17 protein-coding genes and 2 pseudogenes are annotated in these 17,509 nt (G+C 40.8%); 10 read left to right on the top strand and 9 right to left on the bottom strand.

Going from position 1 to position 17,509, the window contains the following annotated elements:
- Nucleotides 1–332 precede the first annotated feature (332 nt).
- From FTT72_RS11670 to FTT72_RS11660, 3 genes are all read right to left on the bottom strand, one after another.
- Nucleotides 333–1,595, bottom strand: coding sequence for a hypothetical protein (locus FTT72_RS11670; RefSeq protein ID WP_180178419.1), 1,263 nt, complete (start codon nucleotides 1,593–1,595; stop codon nucleotides 333–335).
- Nucleotides 1,592–2,233, bottom strand: coding sequence for an ABC transporter ATP-binding protein (locus tag FTT72_RS11665; protein ID WP_180178418.1), 642 nt, complete (start codon nucleotides 2,231–2,233; stop codon nucleotides 1,592–1,594). Before FTT72_RS11665 ends, FTT72_RS11670 begins: the two co-directional genes overlap by 4 nt.
- A 111-nt stretch (nucleotides 2,234–2,344) precedes the next feature.
- The gene (locus FTT72_RS11660; protein WP_180005328.1) at nucleotides 2,345–2,941 is read right to left on the bottom strand and encodes a TetR/AcrR family transcriptional regulator; all 597 of its coding nucleotides are present in this window, start codon (nucleotides 2,939–2,941) and stop codon (nucleotides 2,345–2,347) included.
- Between the two features lie 95 nt (nucleotides 2,942–3,036).
- Here FTT72_RS11660 and FTT72_RS11655 point away from each other — a divergent pair.
- Nucleotides 3,037–4,247, top strand: a pseudogene (locus FTT72_RS11655) (oxygenase MpaB family protein).
- A 47-nt stretch (nucleotides 4,248–4,294) separates the two neighbouring features.
- Here the strand turns inward: FTT72_RS11655 and FTT72_RS11650 are convergent.
- From FTT72_RS11650 to def, 3 genes are all read right to left on the bottom strand, one after another.
- Entirely contained in the window at nucleotides 4,295–6,379 is a 2,085-nt protein-coding gene (locus FTT72_RS11650) for a TonB-dependent copper receptor (protein WP_180178417.1), read from the bottom strand.
- Between the two features lie 72 nt (nucleotides 6,380–6,451).
- Nucleotides 6,452–6,871, bottom strand: coding sequence for a DUF2946 family protein (locus tag FTT72_RS11645; RefSeq protein ID WP_180035144.1), 420 nt, complete (start codon nucleotides 6,869–6,871; stop codon nucleotides 6,452–6,454).
- A gap of 90 nt (nucleotides 6,872–6,961) precedes the next feature.
- Nucleotides 6,962–7,492, bottom strand: a complete 531-nt coding sequence (gene def / locus FTT72_RS11640) for a peptide deformylase (RefSeq protein ID WP_078191459.1) — start codon at nucleotides 7,490–7,492, stop codon at nucleotides 6,962–6,964.
- Between the two features lie 119 nt (nucleotides 7,493–7,611).
- Between def and FTT72_RS11635 the strand changes: the two genes are divergently transcribed.
- The 3 genes from FTT72_RS11635 to FTT72_RS11625 all read left to right on the top strand — a co-directional run bounded on the left by FTT72_RS11635 (nucleotide 7,612) and on the right by FTT72_RS11625 (nucleotide 10,658).
- Complete coding sequence (locus tag FTT72_RS11635; protein ID WP_078191460.1) at nucleotides 7,612–8,766, top strand: LysM peptidoglycan-binding domain-containing protein; 1,155 nt, start codon at nucleotides 7,612–7,614, stop codon at nucleotides 8,764–8,766.
- 109 nt (nucleotides 8,767–8,875) lie between these two features.
- Entirely contained in the window at nucleotides 8,876–10,057 is a 1,182-nt protein-coding gene (dprA, locus tag FTT72_RS11630) for a DNA-processing protein DprA (RefSeq protein WP_180178416.1), read from the top strand.
- A gap of 31 nt (nucleotides 10,058–10,088) precedes the next feature.
- On the top strand, nucleotides 10,089–10,658 hold the full coding sequence (locus tag FTT72_RS11625) for an L-threonylcarbamoyladenylate synthase (protein WP_111885874.1): 570 nt from the start codon (nucleotides 10,089–10,091) through the stop codon (nucleotides 10,656–10,658).
- Between the two features lie 440 nt (nucleotides 10,659–11,098).
- Here FTT72_RS11625 and FTT72_RS11620 read toward each other — a convergent pair whose 3' ends face one another.
- Entirely contained in the window at nucleotides 11,099–11,980 is an 882-nt protein-coding gene (locus FTT72_RS11620; RefSeq protein WP_180010747.1) for a DMT family transporter, read from the bottom strand.
- A gap of 122 nt (nucleotides 11,981–12,102) precedes the next feature.
- Here FTT72_RS11620 and FTT72_RS11615 point away from each other — a divergent pair, with 122 nt between their 5' ends.
- From FTT72_RS11615 to FTT72_RS11595, 5 genes and pseudogenes are all read left to right on the top strand, one after another.
- Nucleotides 12,103–12,861 carry a helix-turn-helix transcriptional regulator gene (locus FTT72_RS11615; RefSeq protein WP_180178415.1) on the top strand — a complete coding sequence of 253 codons (759 nt, stop codon included), beginning with the start codon at nucleotides 12,103–12,105 and terminating at the stop codon, nucleotides 12,859–12,861.
- A 144-nt stretch (nucleotides 12,862–13,005) separates the two neighbouring features.
- The gene (locus FTT72_RS11610) at nucleotides 13,006–13,551 is read left to right on the top strand and encodes a glutathione peroxidase (protein ID WP_111885877.1); all 546 of its coding nucleotides are present in this window, start codon (nucleotides 13,006–13,008) and stop codon (nucleotides 13,549–13,551) included.
- 468 nt (nucleotides 13,552–14,019) lie between these two features.
- A pseudogene (locus FTT72_RS16315) lies at nucleotides 14,020–14,127 on the top strand (hypothetical protein); the annotation flags it as partial.
- A 143-nt stretch (nucleotides 14,128–14,270) separates the two neighbouring features.
- On the top strand, nucleotides 14,271–14,894 hold the full coding sequence (locus FTT72_RS11600; RefSeq protein WP_180178414.1) for a hypothetical protein: 624 nt from the start codon (nucleotides 14,271–14,273) through the stop codon (nucleotides 14,892–14,894).
- 158 nt (nucleotides 14,895–15,052) lie between these two features.
- On the top strand, nucleotides 15,053–16,066 hold the full coding sequence (locus FTT72_RS11595) for a pirin family protein (protein ID WP_180178413.1): 1,014 nt from the start codon (nucleotides 15,053–15,055) through the stop codon (nucleotides 16,064–16,066).
- A gap of 7 nt (nucleotides 16,067–16,073) precedes the next feature.
- On the opposite strand, the gene FTT72_RS11590 is transcribed toward FTT72_RS11595, so the two are convergent.
- Nucleotides 16,074–16,541 carry a hypothetical protein gene (locus FTT72_RS11590; RefSeq protein ID WP_180178412.1) on the bottom strand — a complete coding sequence of 156 codons (468 nt, stop codon included), beginning with the start codon at nucleotides 16,539–16,541 and terminating at the stop codon, nucleotides 16,074–16,076.
- A 105-nt stretch (nucleotides 16,542–16,646) separates the two neighbouring features.
- Here FTT72_RS11590 and FTT72_RS11585 point away from each other — a divergent pair, with 105 nt between their 5' ends.
- Nucleotides 16,647–17,090: an AAA family ATPase gene (locus FTT72_RS11585; RefSeq protein WP_180178411.1), complete on the top strand. Its 444-nt coding sequence runs from the start codon at nucleotides 16,647–16,649 to the stop codon at nucleotides 17,088–17,090.
- Between the two features lie 6 nt (nucleotides 17,091–17,096).
- Here FTT72_RS11585 and FTT72_RS11580 read toward each other — a convergent pair whose 3' ends face one another.
- Complete coding sequence (locus FTT72_RS11580; protein ID WP_180005339.1) at nucleotides 17,097–17,402, bottom strand: hypothetical protein; 306 nt, start codon at nucleotides 17,400–17,402, stop codon at nucleotides 17,097–17,099.
- Nucleotides 17,403–17,509: the final 107 nt, after the last annotated feature.

Genomic DNA, 17,509 nt, shown 5'->3' with positions numbered 1-17,509 from the left:
GTAAAAATCCACACAAGTTGTTCTTCATAATCTCTTAATGATCTTCTTGTTGGTTCGTCACCAGCAAGCTAGGTCGGCTATATTACTCTTTATTTCTAAAGAGTCAACCGGTAATTCAAATTATTTTTAAACTTTTTTTTCTAAAACCCAACTTAATCAATTCAACCAAGTCATTGTTTTATCAGAAGTTTTAATCTTCATCACCGCCGATGGATGTGCATTCTACAGCATTTCACATCCGTTGCAACACCCTTTTCCATTTATTTTTAATTTTTCATTACGTTTGTTTATTTATTCTACTAAATCAGTGTTTTTTACTTAAAAAAGTGTTTTTAGCGTACAGAAAGCATGCAATACGCCACAGGCACCCATAAGATAAACATTAAAACTGGCATAACACCGTGCACTTCTTCAGGTTTTCTATACAACCACTGAATAAATGGAATGGCGATACCAAATAATGTCGCCATCAATAGCACATCAACCAATCCACCTTTCAGCAGTAGCCAGACCAAAACTGGAACACTCATCAACAAGCCAATTATCAATAAAACACAGTATTCGTATTTCCTGAGCTGCCAAAGTGTGAACCCTTGAATGATCCAGAATCGCTCTGCAGATTCAAAATTTGATTTTAGGTCCATTTTGATCACGCCTAGATTGAATAAACTCAGTGCAATATAGACAGCACACATCAATTGGAATAATTGTGAAGCGGTGAAATCAAGGCTCATGATGTTCCAAGTATCCGCCTGTGTGGCGAACCAATACAAAATCACGACCGCTGTAACCGAAATACCGATACTGACAATACGGTGGGTTAGAAATCTTTTATGAAATGCCTGACGAATAATTAATTTATTCTGATTGAGCCAGAGTGGGCTATATTTCTGTATCACAAATACGTTAGGTACTTGCAGCTTTATTGGTTTTGATTTCCTACCGAGCAGCCAGAATTTTATTGCCGCTATACAGATGAATGTAGATAACAACACCGCAACGAGTTGAGCGTCCAATATCGCAAGGCTCAAAATGGGCGAATATGTCAAAAGACACACTAAAACCCAATATTGATTCTGTTGTAAAAACAGCATTTGTATAATTAATAAATTAAAGATCCAAAGTAGCATCAATACACTGATGCCAAGGGAAGCCAAGAGTTCATACTCAACCCAAACATATAGAAGCGCCAAAACAAATGGCAATAACATCAAAAAGCTTAAACTGCCTAAAAATTTGATTTCCACTGCAAAGCGACTTTTGAGTGTGATGGGCAATAGCTCTAGATAGCAATACCCTTCTCCACCACTTAAAGCTTTACGCTGTATCGCACACCAAAATACATTTAAGGCAAGAAAGCCAGTCCAAAGAAACAAATTCGTGATTAACGATTTGCAATAAACCAAATCAATAATGGGCTGCACTAAAGATAAGAGCAGTCCGAATAGCATTGGCCCGAGAATTAATGTGACTAAAATAAGTAAATGCTTTTGCCGTGCAACTGCGTCTGCTGTGGTCTTGACATAAAATATCCATCGATATTTCAAAAGCGTTTTTATGATTGTTCGCTGCCCAACATGTCTTTGTATATTCATGCCGCCTGCTCATTGGACTTTAGCCGATCTAGCTCGATGATTTTTGCTGCAAGACTGTCTCTAAATACTGGATCATGGCAAGACAATAGAATCAATTTCGATTGGCTCTGCTGTAAAAGTATACTTGTTAATTCAGCCAAGGCATTTTGATCTAAGCCATTGCTCGGTTCATCCAAAATCAGTAAAGGTGCCGAAGTCATTAAGGCTGCAACCAATAAAAACTTTTTGGTTGTGCCAAAAGACATGTCAGCAAACGGCGTGGCTAAATAGTGTTCTAATTTAAATTTTTCAATGAAGATTTGATACTGCTCATGCGCTATCCCTCGAATATCACACATTAAATTTAGAAACTCCTGCCCTTGTAAAAAATCATAAATAGGGCTTTTATCTGGCACATAGGCCACAAGTTTCTCGTATTCATTGTTGTGAGGGGCATATTGCTGATCATTAATCAAAATATTGCCTGTATCGAAATCCAACATCCCCGCAATCATCGCAAGTAAGGTGGACTTCCCTACTCCATTCTCAGCAACAACAGCGACTATTCCGAATTCGCTTAACTCTAAATTTAAATTTGAAAATATACGTTTTCCCGCAAAAGATTTGGACAGTTGCTGCAAACTCAAAGAAACCATCATGATGTTCCTGATTTATTATCTTAAGTTATTGATTTATTTTTAATCTATCTTCACATATCTTGGATCAGAATTAAATACCATCTTTAATCGACAAATTTAATTTTTTAAGTGTCATTCACTATCTAAATACGCCAAAATCATCTTCGATAATTCTACTTTAAGCTGCTGTTCTGTAATTAAAAAACTATTATTGCTCACATAGCGCATCATGGTAAATAAAGTACTGTTAATGATCACAAAAGAGCGATGTTTCAGCGTTTCAAAGTTCCAATGTGAATAATAACGATTAAATAAATACATCCCAACTTCAAAAAAATGCTTTTCCAAAACCTGAGAGGCATCTGAATGACTGTATTGATGCCAATGTTTCAAGATTTCAATGAAGAAGCCGCGATCAGCTTTCAACATATCAAAGCCAAACTGAATACAAAGTGGGATCACCTCATAAATACTGTGCAGCTCTTGCTCCACGACTATATTTTTTAGTGCTAACCCCAATTGTTCTGATTTTCTGAGCAGTAACTCTTCTACGATTTGTTCTTTATTTTCAAAATATTGATAAATTGACCCAACGCTCACGCCAGATTTTTCCGCAATTTTGGGCGTCGTCAGCTCCAGTAAACCTTGTTCTGCAATACACAACTGCGCAGCTTGCAAAATGTTTCCCACGATCATTTTCGCGCGTTGTTGTTGTGGTCTTTTTCTCATTCTATTGCTCTCCAATGCGATAGTGTTATGCGAATTGAATGCGAATAAATATTCATATTAGTGTGGTATGAAACAATAACATTGAAGATCAAAACATGACCACTCACTTCAATACCCGGCTGTCTTCATTTCAGGCCACGCAGCAATCTAATCTGCTGAGTTTTCTGCTGTCTCATTTGACGGGTCAAGCTGCACAGCCGAATTACCCTCAATATCTTGACCTCAATAAAGCCTTGCAATGTGGTGACCCACAGATGGAAAAAGTGCTCACGTGGATGATGCAGAACCCTAAACAGCATCGTGAATATTTTGAAATCGCTCTATTTAAAGGTGTCGAGCAGCTTCCCTTTTCTATTCCTGAACTCGAGCATTTTTTTAAGCATGTTGAACAAACACCGCCGTGGGTAGAGCCAGAAAAAATACAGCAAGCCCTTGAGTTCACCCATCGACTCGGGATTAACAATGGCTTTATTTTGCGAGACCTTTCACTCATGGTCGGTTATCTCTTCCCCGGTTTCAATCAGCCACTCATGCTGACCGGTGCTTTAAATAAACAAGCCGGTACACGTCTAGCTGAAACCACTAAATGGTGGGTAGATATCACTGAAGAACGCGGACTCGAACGTTTGCATGCAGGATTTACATCGACGATTTATGTGCGTTTTATTCATGCTTTGGTACGGCATCAACTCCAAAAAGGCAAAGACTGGGATTTTGCAACGTGGGGGGTACCGATGAATCAATTTGACTTGGCGATGACCAATCTTGCCTTTAGCAGTGTGGTACTTTTGGGCATTCGCGCTTTAGGAATTTTTCCGTCAAAACAAGAAACTGAAAGCTTTTTGCATTTTTGGCGCTATGTCGGCTGGTTGATGGGTATTGATGAAAAATGGTTAATTTCAAAAGAATCTGACGGTTGGAAACTGCTGTATTGGATGCAATTTGTACACCCCCAATCCGATGCAAGCAGCATGGCTCTCGATGCCAGTCTTTCTAAAGAACCTTTTGAAAGACAGTACAAATACCTCCGACCGCTTCAGCAAAAACCGGCTTATCGACAACATCTGGAGCTGACACAATTTTTTATTGGCAAAAAACGCATGCATAAATTAGGGCTCAAACCCCAGTCCGCCGCATGGTTTGCCTATTATTTATTAGCTAGAAATCTCGTCCTGTATTCAGGTGCTAAGCTAAGCATGTCCCGAGTTTAAATCAAAAATTACAGCAAAAAGGCCGTGCGATTCAAAAACTCGGTTTAGCACTGTATCAAAGTAAGGCCAAACAACTGGCAAGTATGCACCAATAAAAAAAGCAGAGCGATCGCTCTGCTTTTTGGATGACAAATGTCCGGACTTAGAACTTCATCGAAATACGTGCCCAATAATTGCGACCAATATTATTAAACTGTTGATCGGTCGCTAAACCTGTCCCTGCATCACCCAGTTTATTTAGATGTTCGGTATAGGTTTTATTCAGGAGATTATCTACACCCACAGATACATCTACACCCTCATCAATATGATAAGTACCATTTAAAGACAGTGTGCCAAAACCTGCACTTTCTTTCAGGTCATAACCCACGATATTGCCTTGGTACGCACTGATACGATTTTGCCCATCAACCACACGCCAAAATGCTCCCAAAGTATAATTATCTTGGATATATCGTAAGTTAATACGCGCTTCTAAAGGTGAGATTTGCGGTAATGGCTTGCCATCTGTGGTGTTTTTACCCCACGCATACATTGCGCTGACATCGGCTTGAATATAATCGCTAAATTGATAGCCAATCCCTGCTTCAGCTCCCGCAATGGTGGCATCGACATTTTTCGCACCCGCGCTAAAGGTTGAACCATGATCATGCCCACCAGTATTTGGATGATCGTGGTAACTCATCAAAATAAAGTCCTGAATCAGTCCCGCATAGGCAGACGCCCATGAACTGAATGCCCGATGTTCATGTTGATAGCCCACATCTAACTGCAAGGTTTTTTCAGTTTCGACGCCATTAAAGGTATTTGCTGTACCTGCATTGCCATGTTTCGGGCTAAAAAGCTCCCAATAATCAGGCATACGTTCAACATAGCCTAAACCAATATAGGTTTTACCATCATCATGATCAGGATGTGTATTTTCAAAACGGATAAAGCCACTTGTTAAGGTTTTATCCAATTTACGGTTATAACCTTGATCAATTGAATCTTGTCGTTCATCTTTCACATCGACTTGATCAAACCGAACACCTGAAACCAAACTGTTTTGATCATCAAAATGATAGGTTAATTCACCAAAACCACCATAAGACTGATATTTCATGTCTGTCATATGTGGCTGGTCTTGATAAACAATATGATTTTTTGAATCTGTTTTACGAATACTATGTTGGTTATTTTGGCTGTCGATACCCGTAATAAATTGAAGACTATCCCATTCATGGGTTACGGCCATACGAGCGTTTAATGTTTTACGAGCAACATTAGTCGCCATTTTCATCATTGGTTCAGGACGTAAACTATAGTTATCCATGACATGATCATTAAAGCTATAGTTCACTTGTGCTTCAATTTTCTTAATCACCTCAGTGACATTCTTTTTCTCGACTCGAAGCCCCAAGCTTTCACGGGCAAATTGCGAACCATCCATTGAACGGCCCGCGTACACCGCCTCACCATCGGCTTTACCTCCAGTAAGTTCTACCCATGTATCTTCGTTTGGCCTCCAACCGAGTGCCAAATCTGTATTCCAACGCTCCCAGTCTGACGGCACAGTATTGCCATCTCCATCTTGGTAACTGTCTGCAACAGAACGGCTGGCATTTAGACGGACATATTTATGTTCATCGCCCACAGCCGCCTCGACATTATGATCTAAGCGACCATAAGAGCCGATCATCACACTGGCTTGACCACGGTAGTTTTTATCAGCATCCAACTGTTCAGGTTTGCGTTCAAACAAGACTGTTGCAGCAGAACCTGTATTGGCATATTGAACCGTTTGAGGCCCTTTAATCACTGAAATTCGGTCATAACTTTCAGGGGAAATATAAGACGTCGGTGCATCCATACGACTCGGACAAGCCCCGAGATTTTCTGTACCATCGGTCAATATTTTAATGCGTGAACCAAACATGCCACGAAACGTCACATCGCCATTGGTTCCTGCGCCACTTTTCACTGCACTAAAACCCACAATGCTTTTTAAATAATCGGCCCCATCACTGGCAGGTATCGGTTGAATCGGCTGTTTGGGGTTGGCACGAACAATCAGGCCATTGGCATCATTACCCTGATGTGATGTCACCACAATCGGTGCTAAAGTTTGTACAGCATTGGTTCCCGTCATCTCTACGGACATCTCGTCAGCCATCACTGTAGTTGAATAGCAGGCAACACAAATTGCAGCCGCAAGAGGCTGTAGAAAAAATTTAGGCTGAGCCATGTTTATCTCACAAAATACATAAATAAAGGCGTACCTGAGTCCTCAAAGACCCAAGTTTAAAAAACGTCGGATTTATGCAGCGAGTGGCGGGGCTCGACCTTGCGGAAGTAAAAAGAGTTGTTGAAGAACAAACCAGACATGCTTGAAAGCTTTTTGAAAAGCAATTAAACGAACTTGAATTCGATCAAGCACTTCTTTTACATCAAGTTCAGGGGGCAAAACCAAATTGCCGTAGACCGTACAATACTGACATTGATGACTGGCATCATGTTCATGGGCTGTATGATCGACTTGAACTTGCTCTACATGAGCGGAAGATGAATGGTGTGAATGTGCGGTATGTTCAGCATGAACATTGGGAAGTAAAAGTGCACGCGTAATGGTTTCGCAGACCGGAGCAACTTGATATTGCTTGGGCAATAATGGCTGTAAAAAAACAGCAATCTGCAAAAAAACGGCTGCAAAGGACAGCAGCACTCCACTACGAAACAATACAGGTAAACCCTAACATTTGTCTGCCCCAAGTATAACAAAGCCCAATCGAAATTGGGCTTGTCTCAGGTATTTTTTAACCGCGATCAATTAACGTTTAACTGCGACTTTATCTTTTTGACGCTGGCGAACCAATTTTTCCACTTTGTCACGTGCACGTTGACGTTTCAAAGGCGATAGATAGTCGACGAACAACTTACCATTTAAGTGATCCATTTCATGTTGGATACAAACTGCGAGAAGTCCGTCCGCTTCCACTTCAAATGATTGACCTTCAAGGTTAATTGCCTGAATTTTTACACGTGACGGGCGCTCAACTTTATCGTATATTTGAGGCACTGATAAACAGCCTTCTTCATAGGGCTGCGTCTCTTGCGTCAATGGCGTAATTTTGGGGTTAATAAACACCATGGGTTGATCTTTTTCTTCAGATAAATCCATGACTATCAGCTGAATATGGTGATCTACCTGTGTTGCTGCCAGGCCAATTCCCGGTGCTTCATACATAGTTTCAAACATGTCGGCTGCTAACTGACGAATTTCATCAGTAACTTCTTCGACTGGTTTTGCAATGGTACGAAGACGGGGATCGGGGAAACTTAAAATAGGTAATAAGGCCATACGACGTCCTCACTTATGCCATTGATCAAAAAACAAAATGAAGGAATGCTTCATCAAAAAATTGTGTGTAATATCGTTATTATAACGCAGTTACATACATAATTTTAGGAATTATGATAATGAAAAAGGTTTTGAAGGGCATGCCAACTTTTAGTGCCTTGGGGTTTAAAAAACAATTATTGGCACTTACAGTCTGTGTAAGTGTGGGGATGGGAATGGTCAGTGTTGCAGAAGCTGCCCCTGCTCGTAACGTCAATCCACCGTCATTGAAGGCAGGTGCGCCTCAAGTTTATGTGGTGAAAAAAGGCGATACGTTGTGGGATATTTCCAAGCGTTTCTTAAAAAATCCTGTGCGCTGGCCTGAAATCTGGGCGAGCAATAAACACGTGAAAAATCCGCATTGGATTTTCCCAGGTGACCGCCTATTAATGTGTACCTACAATGGCCGCCCAATCATCGGTAAAGATGAAGGTGATGGCTGTGAAGGTATCATTCGTCGCTATACAGGTGGCACTAAACTTCAACCACAAGTTCGTGTTGAATCCCTCAACAGTGCGATTCCGGTTATTCCATTGGAATATATTAAGCAATGGCTTGAGCGCAGCATGATTGTTGCAGCTGATTCTGTGGAAGGCACACCTTACATTTTAGGTACAGCTGATCAACGTGTATTAGCTGCCAAAGGCCAAACAGTTTATGCACGCGGCCAAGGCATGCAAGTCGGTCAACGATATGCTGTTTACCGTGAAGGCGAACCGTACATCTTTACCGATGCAAACGGCAAAAAATACAACGCAGGTTTAGAACTGACTCAAGTCGCTTCAGGTGTTGCCGTTCGTGGTGAAAATGACATTACCACTTTAGAACTGACCGATACTTATAATGCCGAAGTTCGTCGTGGCGATCGTGTTCTTCCTGAATATGACCCAATGCTGCCAACGCTGTTCTATCCAACCAATGCAGAAAATGTCACTGCTGGCGGTAGTATTGTTCGTGTCATGGGCTCGATTGGTACTGCAGCGGTTCACAGTGTGGTGACGATCGACCGTGGTAGCTTGCAAGGCGTTCAATCTGGTCAAGTCTTTAGCGTGAACCAAAAAGGTGAAATCGTGACTGATCCGAAAACCAAAGAACGTGTTCAACTTCCAGGACAACGTATTGGCAACATCATGGTATTCAAAACATTTGATAACTTAAGCTATGCTTATGTACTTGAAAGCGAATTACCAATCAAAGTGGGTGCAACGATTCAGCCACCACTGATGGATGACTAAGACCAAATCCATAAAAATGAGGCTGTATACAGCCTCATTTTTATTATCCAACAACGATATCACTAATAATTTTAACCCATAAAAAGAAGACATATTCAAAGGTCTCATTATGCTCAACTCATTGACTGACTTGCATTTAGATTACATTCGCCTGTGGTTTGTGGTGCAACACTCACTTCGTAGTTTCTATAAAATTCAGCAGCACTATCCTGCCCTACACTACGCCCTTAAGCCTAATCAAATCACCACATGGCAAAAATTAGGACTGCATAAAAATCATTTAAAGCGCTTTGAGGAATTTCACAGCCCAAGTGGACAGCTTAGCTTTGAAAAATGTCTCAAGGATATTGAACAATACAGTGACTTTGTACTGATTCCTGAAGACCTAAACTATCCACAACAACTTTTACCTTATAGCGACAAGCCGCCGATTCTATTTGGGCAAGGTAATGCCCAAGCCTTGATGCAACCCCAAATTGCGATTGTTGGTAGCCGCAAACCCAGTCCCCAAGGTCGACAAATTGCCTATGATTTTGCTTATTATCTGAGTGAGCAAGGGTTCTATATTAATAGCGGTTTAGCACAAGGAATTGATGAAGCGGCACATCGCGCTGCCATACAACACCACAGAACCATTGCCGTGATGGGTACAGGTTTAGATCAAACTTATCCGACCGCACATCAGAGTTTAAGACAAGAAATCATCCAACATGGGGGAACCGTAATCAGTGAGTTTCTTCCACACACTCCCCCATTGCAACACCATTTTCCACATCGAAATCGTATCGTCAGTGGGCTCAGCCTTGGTGTCATCGTGGCGGAAGCGGCATTAAAAAGTGGTTCACTGATCACGGCTCAACGCGCTGCCGAACAAGGCAAATCTATTTTTGCCATTCCAGGCCATATTTATAGTGAGTCGCATCAAGGTTGCCATCAACTCATACGCGAAGGTGCAATTTTGATTGATCATCCACAACAGGTTATTGAAGACTTGGCACTAGCCACACAGTGGCAATCACAGGCTGCCGAGACCTTAACAACCACCGAAATAGCGACACCCGAAACAGCAATATCGGACACCCCGCCACCCGAACCTATCCCAGAACATTTAATTGCGCTGTATCGGCAACTCGATTGGGTCGGCCAAGGCCTTGATCAATTGTCCATTCAACTCAAAATTGATACCGCGACATTGACCAGTCAACTGATGGAATTAGAGTTAATGGGCTATGCCACACAACAAGCCGGACACTACCTACGTTGTCGAATGGGTAAATTAGGTTCACAATAGTCCTTTGTCGAATCAGATAAGGTCTATAGAAATGATTACCACCTCTGTTGCAGAAGCAGCTTCCTGTCTTAAAAAAGGTCAGGTTCTCGCATATCCTACAGAGGCTGTTTGGGGATTGGGCTGTGATCCCTACAATGAGCAAGCCTTTCTCGAAATTTTGCGCTTAAAACAACGTCCCATTGAAAAAGGCGTGATTTTATTGGCTGCCAATGTCGCTCAAGTTGAACACCTGCTCCAAGGCTTAACAGAAGATATGCGTCAGCAAGTCATTGCGACATGGACCAACCGTAAACCCAATGAGCGTGCAACCACATGGTTATTACCAGCTGGTGACCATATTCCAACATGGATTAAAGGCAATCATCCAAAAGTCGCAGTCCGTGTGACGACCCACTCTTTATGTGTGGCTTTATGCCAAGCTTTTAATGGCTTTATTGTGTCTACCAGCGCCAATCCTGCAGGATTAACCCCTGCCCGTTCCTTACAAGAAGCCAATCAGTATTTTGCCAATGAACTAAATTACTTAAATGGTGATCTAGGCCTAAGCCAAGAACCAAGTAAAATTATTGATGCTGAAACAGGTGAAATCATCCGCGCATAAGCTCGTATACCTGTCTACACCTGCCTTTCGGGAAAATACAGGCAAAAAAAAGCTCAGCCATATAGGGATGGCTGAGCATAAAAAAGGATGTGTATAAAATCACATCCAGAGGGTCTTACAATCTCTGGGTAAATATCAAGTAATTATTAAGAATTACTTCATCATTTACGATGAAAGTATTATGTAATATTTTTTTAAATTTAACAAATAGATTTTTTATATAAATAAAACTACTGATAAGCACTTTATTTGTGATTTTATAACCACTTAGTCAAAATATGTATCTATTTTTGATTGATTTTTAAGACGAGCATTTGTTTTTTTAATTCAGTTTTACACTCAAAAATCCATTTTCAAAAGATTTGCCCTATAAAAAAAATAAGCTTGTTTGCTTATTTTTTAATCAACACTTCTCGTAAATTTTCAACTTTTTACTGGATTTACTTACGCTGCGCCAAGATCACCCCAGTAATCGCCATCACTGTGCCGACACTATGATAAAACATCCACTGCTCAGCCAACCAGAAATAGGCAACGATCGCGGTAAATACCGGCATCAAATTCATAAAAATACTGGTGCGATTCGGGCCGAGATGTTGTACAGCCAACATCCATACCAACGGTGCAATCAGTGATGGAAAAATTGCCGCATAAAATACACTTGGCGCATTGGCAGGATTAATCGCGTCTATGCCTAAATACAATACGAATGGCAAGTGATATAAAACGGCAAAGAAAATTTGTACATATAAGCTCAACAGTAGCGGAAGTTTCAATTGCCATTTTTTTAAAAACACCCCATAAAAGGCATAAAAGAACACTGCGAAGATCATGAGGATATCGCCGAAATGTCCGCCCATATTCAGTAATTGACTGAAATCTCCTTGCGCAATGACAAACAATAGCCCCGTAAATGAAATCGCACAGCCCAAGATGGCATAGCGATTAGGCACATCTTTCAGTATGAAAAATGCAACGGCAATCGTAAAAACAGGGATAAAGGCATTGATGATGCCCATATTGGTCGCCGTCGTATAATGCGCAGCGGTATAGCCCAAGCCTTGATATAACACCATGCCAAAAGCACTCAGCACAGCCAATTGCTGCCAATGCTGCCCGATAAGCTGTCTTTGCTGCCAAACGGTTTTGAGCATAAAGGGGGTTAGGATCAAAAATGCAATAAACCATCGATAAAAACTGATACTGACTGGTGAAATATAATCAGTTACATAGCGGGTGACGGTAATATTTAACGACCATATAAATACTGCGATCAGAGGCAAACAAATTGCAAATTTCGCCCAACGCGCTTGAAGCAACATGTCTGACTCCTCAATATATCGTGCAAAGATTGGTCTAGGTATTTTGAGTGATGTCTGTTTTAATTGAAATACATGATTTCAGACATTTATATTGTAGTTCAGACATCGACACCTAGGCATATATGACATCAGCACCGATTGAACAACAAATCGAGCTTTTTGAAGCGCACTACACCACATTAGATACGGTCTATCCGCACAGTTGTCTTTGGGGTGATTTTAATTTTTGTCTCGATGGTATTTTCGAATATGAGATACAAGGGCAACATCATCTCTCACCTGCCAGTTATGGGGTGTGGATTCCCCCACAGACAGAACATTGCTCAGTCGCGATTGATGAGCAACCCATTCATTATGTGGCAATCCGACTAGCACCTGATCTCTGCATAAATTTCCCCAAGCAGACGGAAGTATTTAGCATCCAGCCTTTCTTTCGTTTGTTGGTGCAAGAAATTTTGACCTTTCCTACAGAGCAACATACCACACCACCCTATCGACACCTGCTACAGGTCTTATTCGACCAGTTAAAAACAGCACCCAAACATCAACATTATTTACCGCAAAGCCATGATGCAGTGTTAAAGCCGATCTTGGCGCAGCTCGCAGATGTAGATCATTTTAGCTTGAGCCTACAGCGATGCTTATCCAATGTTGTTTTGAGTGAGCGTCAGTTATTGCGACTGAGTCAGCACGAACTGCAAATGAGCCTTTCTGAATGGAGAAACCGTGCGAAAATTATTTATGCCATTCAACAACTCCGCGCTGGTCAGTCTATTAAAGCTCTCAGCTATGAATTGGGTTATCAACACAGCTCAAGCTTTATTGAGTTTTTTAAACGCTATACAGGAAAAACCCCAAACCAACACCGTGCTACTAGTTAAATGCCAAGCACTCAAGCAAGCATCAGCTCGAATTCTGCAAAGTACTACAAAAATTATGCGAAAAACCTATCGATAAAAGCTTGCTGTTCACCAGATTTCCCTTTAAAACAAGGATGAAAGGCACAACTTCAATTAGGAACGAATATGTCAGCTTCAGTTTACGATATCCCGGTAAAAACCATCCAAGGTGATGACACCACACTCAATCAATACCAAGGCAAGGTTTTATTATTGGTCAATGTGGCCTCTAAATGTGGGCTAACACCGCAATATGAAGGCCTAGAAAAACTCTATACAGAGAAGAAATCACAAGGTTTTGAAGTCTTAGGTTTTCCTGCCAATAACTTTTTAGAACAAGAACCTGGTTCTGAAGCTGAAATTCAAGAATTTTGCTCCATCAACTACAAGGTCGATTTCCCACTTTTTGCAAAAATTTCTGTTGCAGGCGCAGATAAACACCCACTTTATCAAACCTTAACCCAAGCCATTCCTGAACGCATTGGTGAAGGCCCATGGTGGGATGATTTAGTCGAATACGGATTAACACCAAATCCAAAGCCTGAAGTGCTCTGGAATTTTGAAAAATTCCTCGTGAATAAACAAGGCGAAGTTGTGGCACGATTTGCACCTGACATCAAGGCAGATGATGCTCGTATTGTCGATGCCATTAACGCTGAATTAGCCAAATAATTCGACAATATCTCAATCTCTCAGTTAAGATTATTGTGATTTTAACTGAGATTAATCATTTTAAATTATCACAATATTATTTAATAATTATCATATATTGATAATTTACACATTTTACCCATTGTTTTAATATTTCATATACACATTGTTCAAAGCTTCCCTGTAAATACTCATTATGATGAGTCTTATCAATTCACATCCAGCAGTAAACAGGTGAACTTAAAATACATTAATGAAAGCTATCGTTTTATCTATTTTTTGACAGCACGTGTATCTGCGCTAACAATAGATGCACGGCAAAATACTCAAAAGGCGAAAACCCAACAGCACACTAAACAATACACACGGGGTAAAAACCAAAGCTAGAACAAGAAAAAAGCGGTAAATCCATCACATACCTGGCGTTCTGGACGAAAAGTATCTTCTGAATACCGTGGTCATCGCTACAAAGGTGACCACAACAAATATAAAAAATTGTCTAAATCAGGCAAAAACCAACAATGGATTAAAGTGAATAGTGACTACATTTTAATGAATGCCATCAGTCACGCCATTATCAAAATCATTGCGGGTTAAACCCACCAAAACATCAAAAGAGGGCAAATGCCCTCTTTTTTTTGTTCAAGCGATTATTTTGTTATTGCTTTGCAACAATCTATTTTTAATCCACATTCTGCCCCTATATTCAAAGCATAGACTTAACACATAGTGATGATTGAATGAAAAAGCTCGTGCAGAATGCTCTTCTCCCTTTTGCCATTTTTAGTGGTGTTTTGGTGCTGATTGGTTGTGAACCTGCTACAGCACCGCAACAGGAACAAGAAATCGCTGCAGAAAATGATCATCCTGCAACTGCACCAACAAGTGAAAATCAATCCGCGACACAAAGTCAGGCGACAGATCAAAGCCAATTAAAAAGCGGCAATATGTTTTATATCGTTCGCGATGTTGCGGATATGCAACTTAAAGCCGGCAATTATGTTGAACAACTCAAACAAACGCAGGTCGATTTAGAAGCCGCAGTCAGCAATCAAGACCATCTCCAATTGCAAAAAGCGGCAACCCAGCTACAACAGCAGCTCAAAGGTTTCAATCAAGCTTTGAATGATTTAAATCTAAAAAGCACTGAAATTAATGATATTCGCAGCAATTTACAGGCAGCGAATCAGCAAGTATTGGCCTCACCTTTTCTCAATGGACAAGTCGATTTAAGCAAAGTTGATTTTCAGAAAATTCAAAATCAAATGGGCAATATTCAAGCTGAAATGCTTAAATTGGCAGGTATGTTGATCCAAGATCAAGCTGGAAAAAGCTCATCTACTGCACCCACTGAAACTGAATAAATAGCGAAATCTAGCATTTCCATTGCATTCCACCTGTTTTAAATCAAAAAAGCGTTAGACCTTGAGCTAACGCTTTTTTTCTTACAGTTCCGCTATAGAACACGAGTGTTTTTCCTTTTAGATTAATGCTTAATAACAAAGCCAATGATAGAACAGTTATGTCAAACGCTGTGATTTATAACATTACACCCATTACCTTTCGTTTAGATTTAAAAGATCCTTTCTTATTTACTGCTCATCATGTTGATCATTTTCCTGCTGCGAATGCAGACATGGGGCCAAAAACAGCCGCCGAGAAAGATGAATTCAATATGTACTATGGCGATGTGGTTCCAGGTTTTCCAGAACATCCACACACTGGCTTTGAAACCATTACCTTGGTCGAACAAGGCTATGTCGATCATTTCAATTCATTAGGCAATGGCGGACGCTATGCTGCTGGCGATGTGCAATGGCTGTCCACAGGCAATGGCGTTGAACACTGTGAAATGTTCCCCCTACTGCATGAAGATAAAGCCAATCCTTTTGAACTTTTCCAAATTTGGTTTAATTCATCGGCTGAACAGAAAACCCATGATGCCGACTATAAAATGTTTTGGCGTGAAGAGATTCCTCATGTCTTTGAAACAGATAGTGAAGGAAAAAAATCGGATATCCGCGTGATTTCAGGGCAGTTCAAATCCACCGATGCCATTTCCCGACCGCCACACTCATGGGCGGCTGCCGCAGAAAATAAGGTCAATATTTATTTAATCACCATGCAAGCAGGTGCAGAGTTGGTGATTCCCGCAACAACAAGTAGCTCAAACCGTTTTGCTTATTTTTATCAGGGCAATACATTAGAAATAGAAGGTCAAACCATTCAGATGAAGCATTTGGTTGAACTCCAATCAGATGCCGACGTCCATCTCAAAGCAGGCGGATTAGAAGCACGGATTCTGTGGTTAGAAGGTGAACCGATTAATGAACCCGTGGCGATGCGCGGTCCATTTGTGCTCAATACCACTCAAGAACTCGATGCCGCGTTTAAACGCTATCGTGAGACCCATTTTGGCGATTGGCCTTGGCCGACACCAGCACCGGTCTTCAAACGTGATCAAGCTCGATTTGCCAGTTATGAGGGCGGTAAACGTGTAGAGCACCCAGAGCAGGAAAACTCACAAGCGTCTTAAAGTTCAATTAGTTGGATTGAGCAAATTCATAGGTATTACAGTTTTTATCTTGTCCAAGTGCGCGCTGAACATCTTGTTTAAAACGTGCTTGGGCAAAGGTATATTGCTTCGGCAAAAATAAGGTAATACGTGTCGTCTGTGGATCTAAACTTTCGACCAACATTTTATGCAAATACGCCCCATTCTCAGTTCGTGCCATCAATGTCCCCTGCTCCAAATGCTCTTCTAAACGATTATCGGTATAGACGTAGCGATTGTTCGCGGTAAACGCAACACAGTGATTATAGGCTTGTCGCAGATTTCGAAAGGCGGTCATATATGGGATTTTAAGCTCCGTACTGATGCCATTATCAACCGATTCAGCGACAAGTGCAGCTTCAGTGGGAAGATTGGGTGTCGTGACGTATTGGCTTTGACATGCAACGAGCAAACTATAACAAAGACACAGCGATAAACTGTTGAAAAATTTGTGCATACGGACTTTTGCAACTTGTTCTTATTTATTTTGTAGAGATTGTAGCAAAACTGCGTTGCTGATTTAATACTCTATTATTCATTCCATGCTTTCATTGCAGACACCATGCAGCTGATTATTTTTACAGGCGTTCAAGCCTCTGGCAAATCAACCTTTTACATGTTGAATTTATATCATAGCCATTTACGTATTAATTTGGATATGTTGAAAACCCGACATCGGGAAAATATGATCTTTGAAGCTGGTTTGGCATCCAAAACGAAAATGGTGATTGATAATACCAACCCAGATCGGGAAGCTCGTGCTCGCTATATCCAACGTGCAATTGATGCAGGTTTTGAGGTGATTGCTTATTATTTTGAAACCGATTTGGACAGTACCTTAAAACGCAACAGTTTTCGTGAAGGCAAAGCCCATATTCCAGAAGTTGGCGTGCGTGCTACTTATCGCAAACTTCAAGTTCCATCACAGGATGAAGGCTTTGATCTAATTTTTAAAATTAAAATTATCAGTCACGGCGAGTTTTCAATTTTACCCATGTATGAATAACGAGCATTAACCTGCTTTTTGGCTATCTTGCCATTTTTTAAAAGCCGATTGCATGGCCTGACGCTCATATGGTTTCACTAAACGACTTTCTAATGAAGCAAAATCACCTTTATAAGCAGCAGCAACCATCGAGTTTGCCAGTTCTTGAATACTCACGCGCCCACGGTGTTCATATTGCTGGACTTCTTCATGGGTGAGTTCAACATCCCAACATGACACGACAGAACTTAGATCAACCGCAATGCTCAAATAATATTGATCAAAGTCTTGATAAAGTTCCCAAAAATGCGGCTCATAGGCGATAAGGTTCATGGTGCAATGCTAGCTAATTGAATTTAATCACCATAAAGATTGTATTGAATAAAATATATTCAACTTTAGGTGATAGATATAAAGCCTGAGCTGAAAAAATTAGGGGA

This window comes from Acinetobacter sp. YH01005 (assembly GCF_013420465.1).
GTDB lineage: Bacteria > Pseudomonadota > Gammaproteobacteria > Pseudomonadales > Moraxellaceae > Acinetobacter > Acinetobacter amyesii.
The sequence above is the reverse complement of the archived record's forward strand: the minus strand, read 5'-3'. Positions and strand labels throughout refer to the sequence as shown.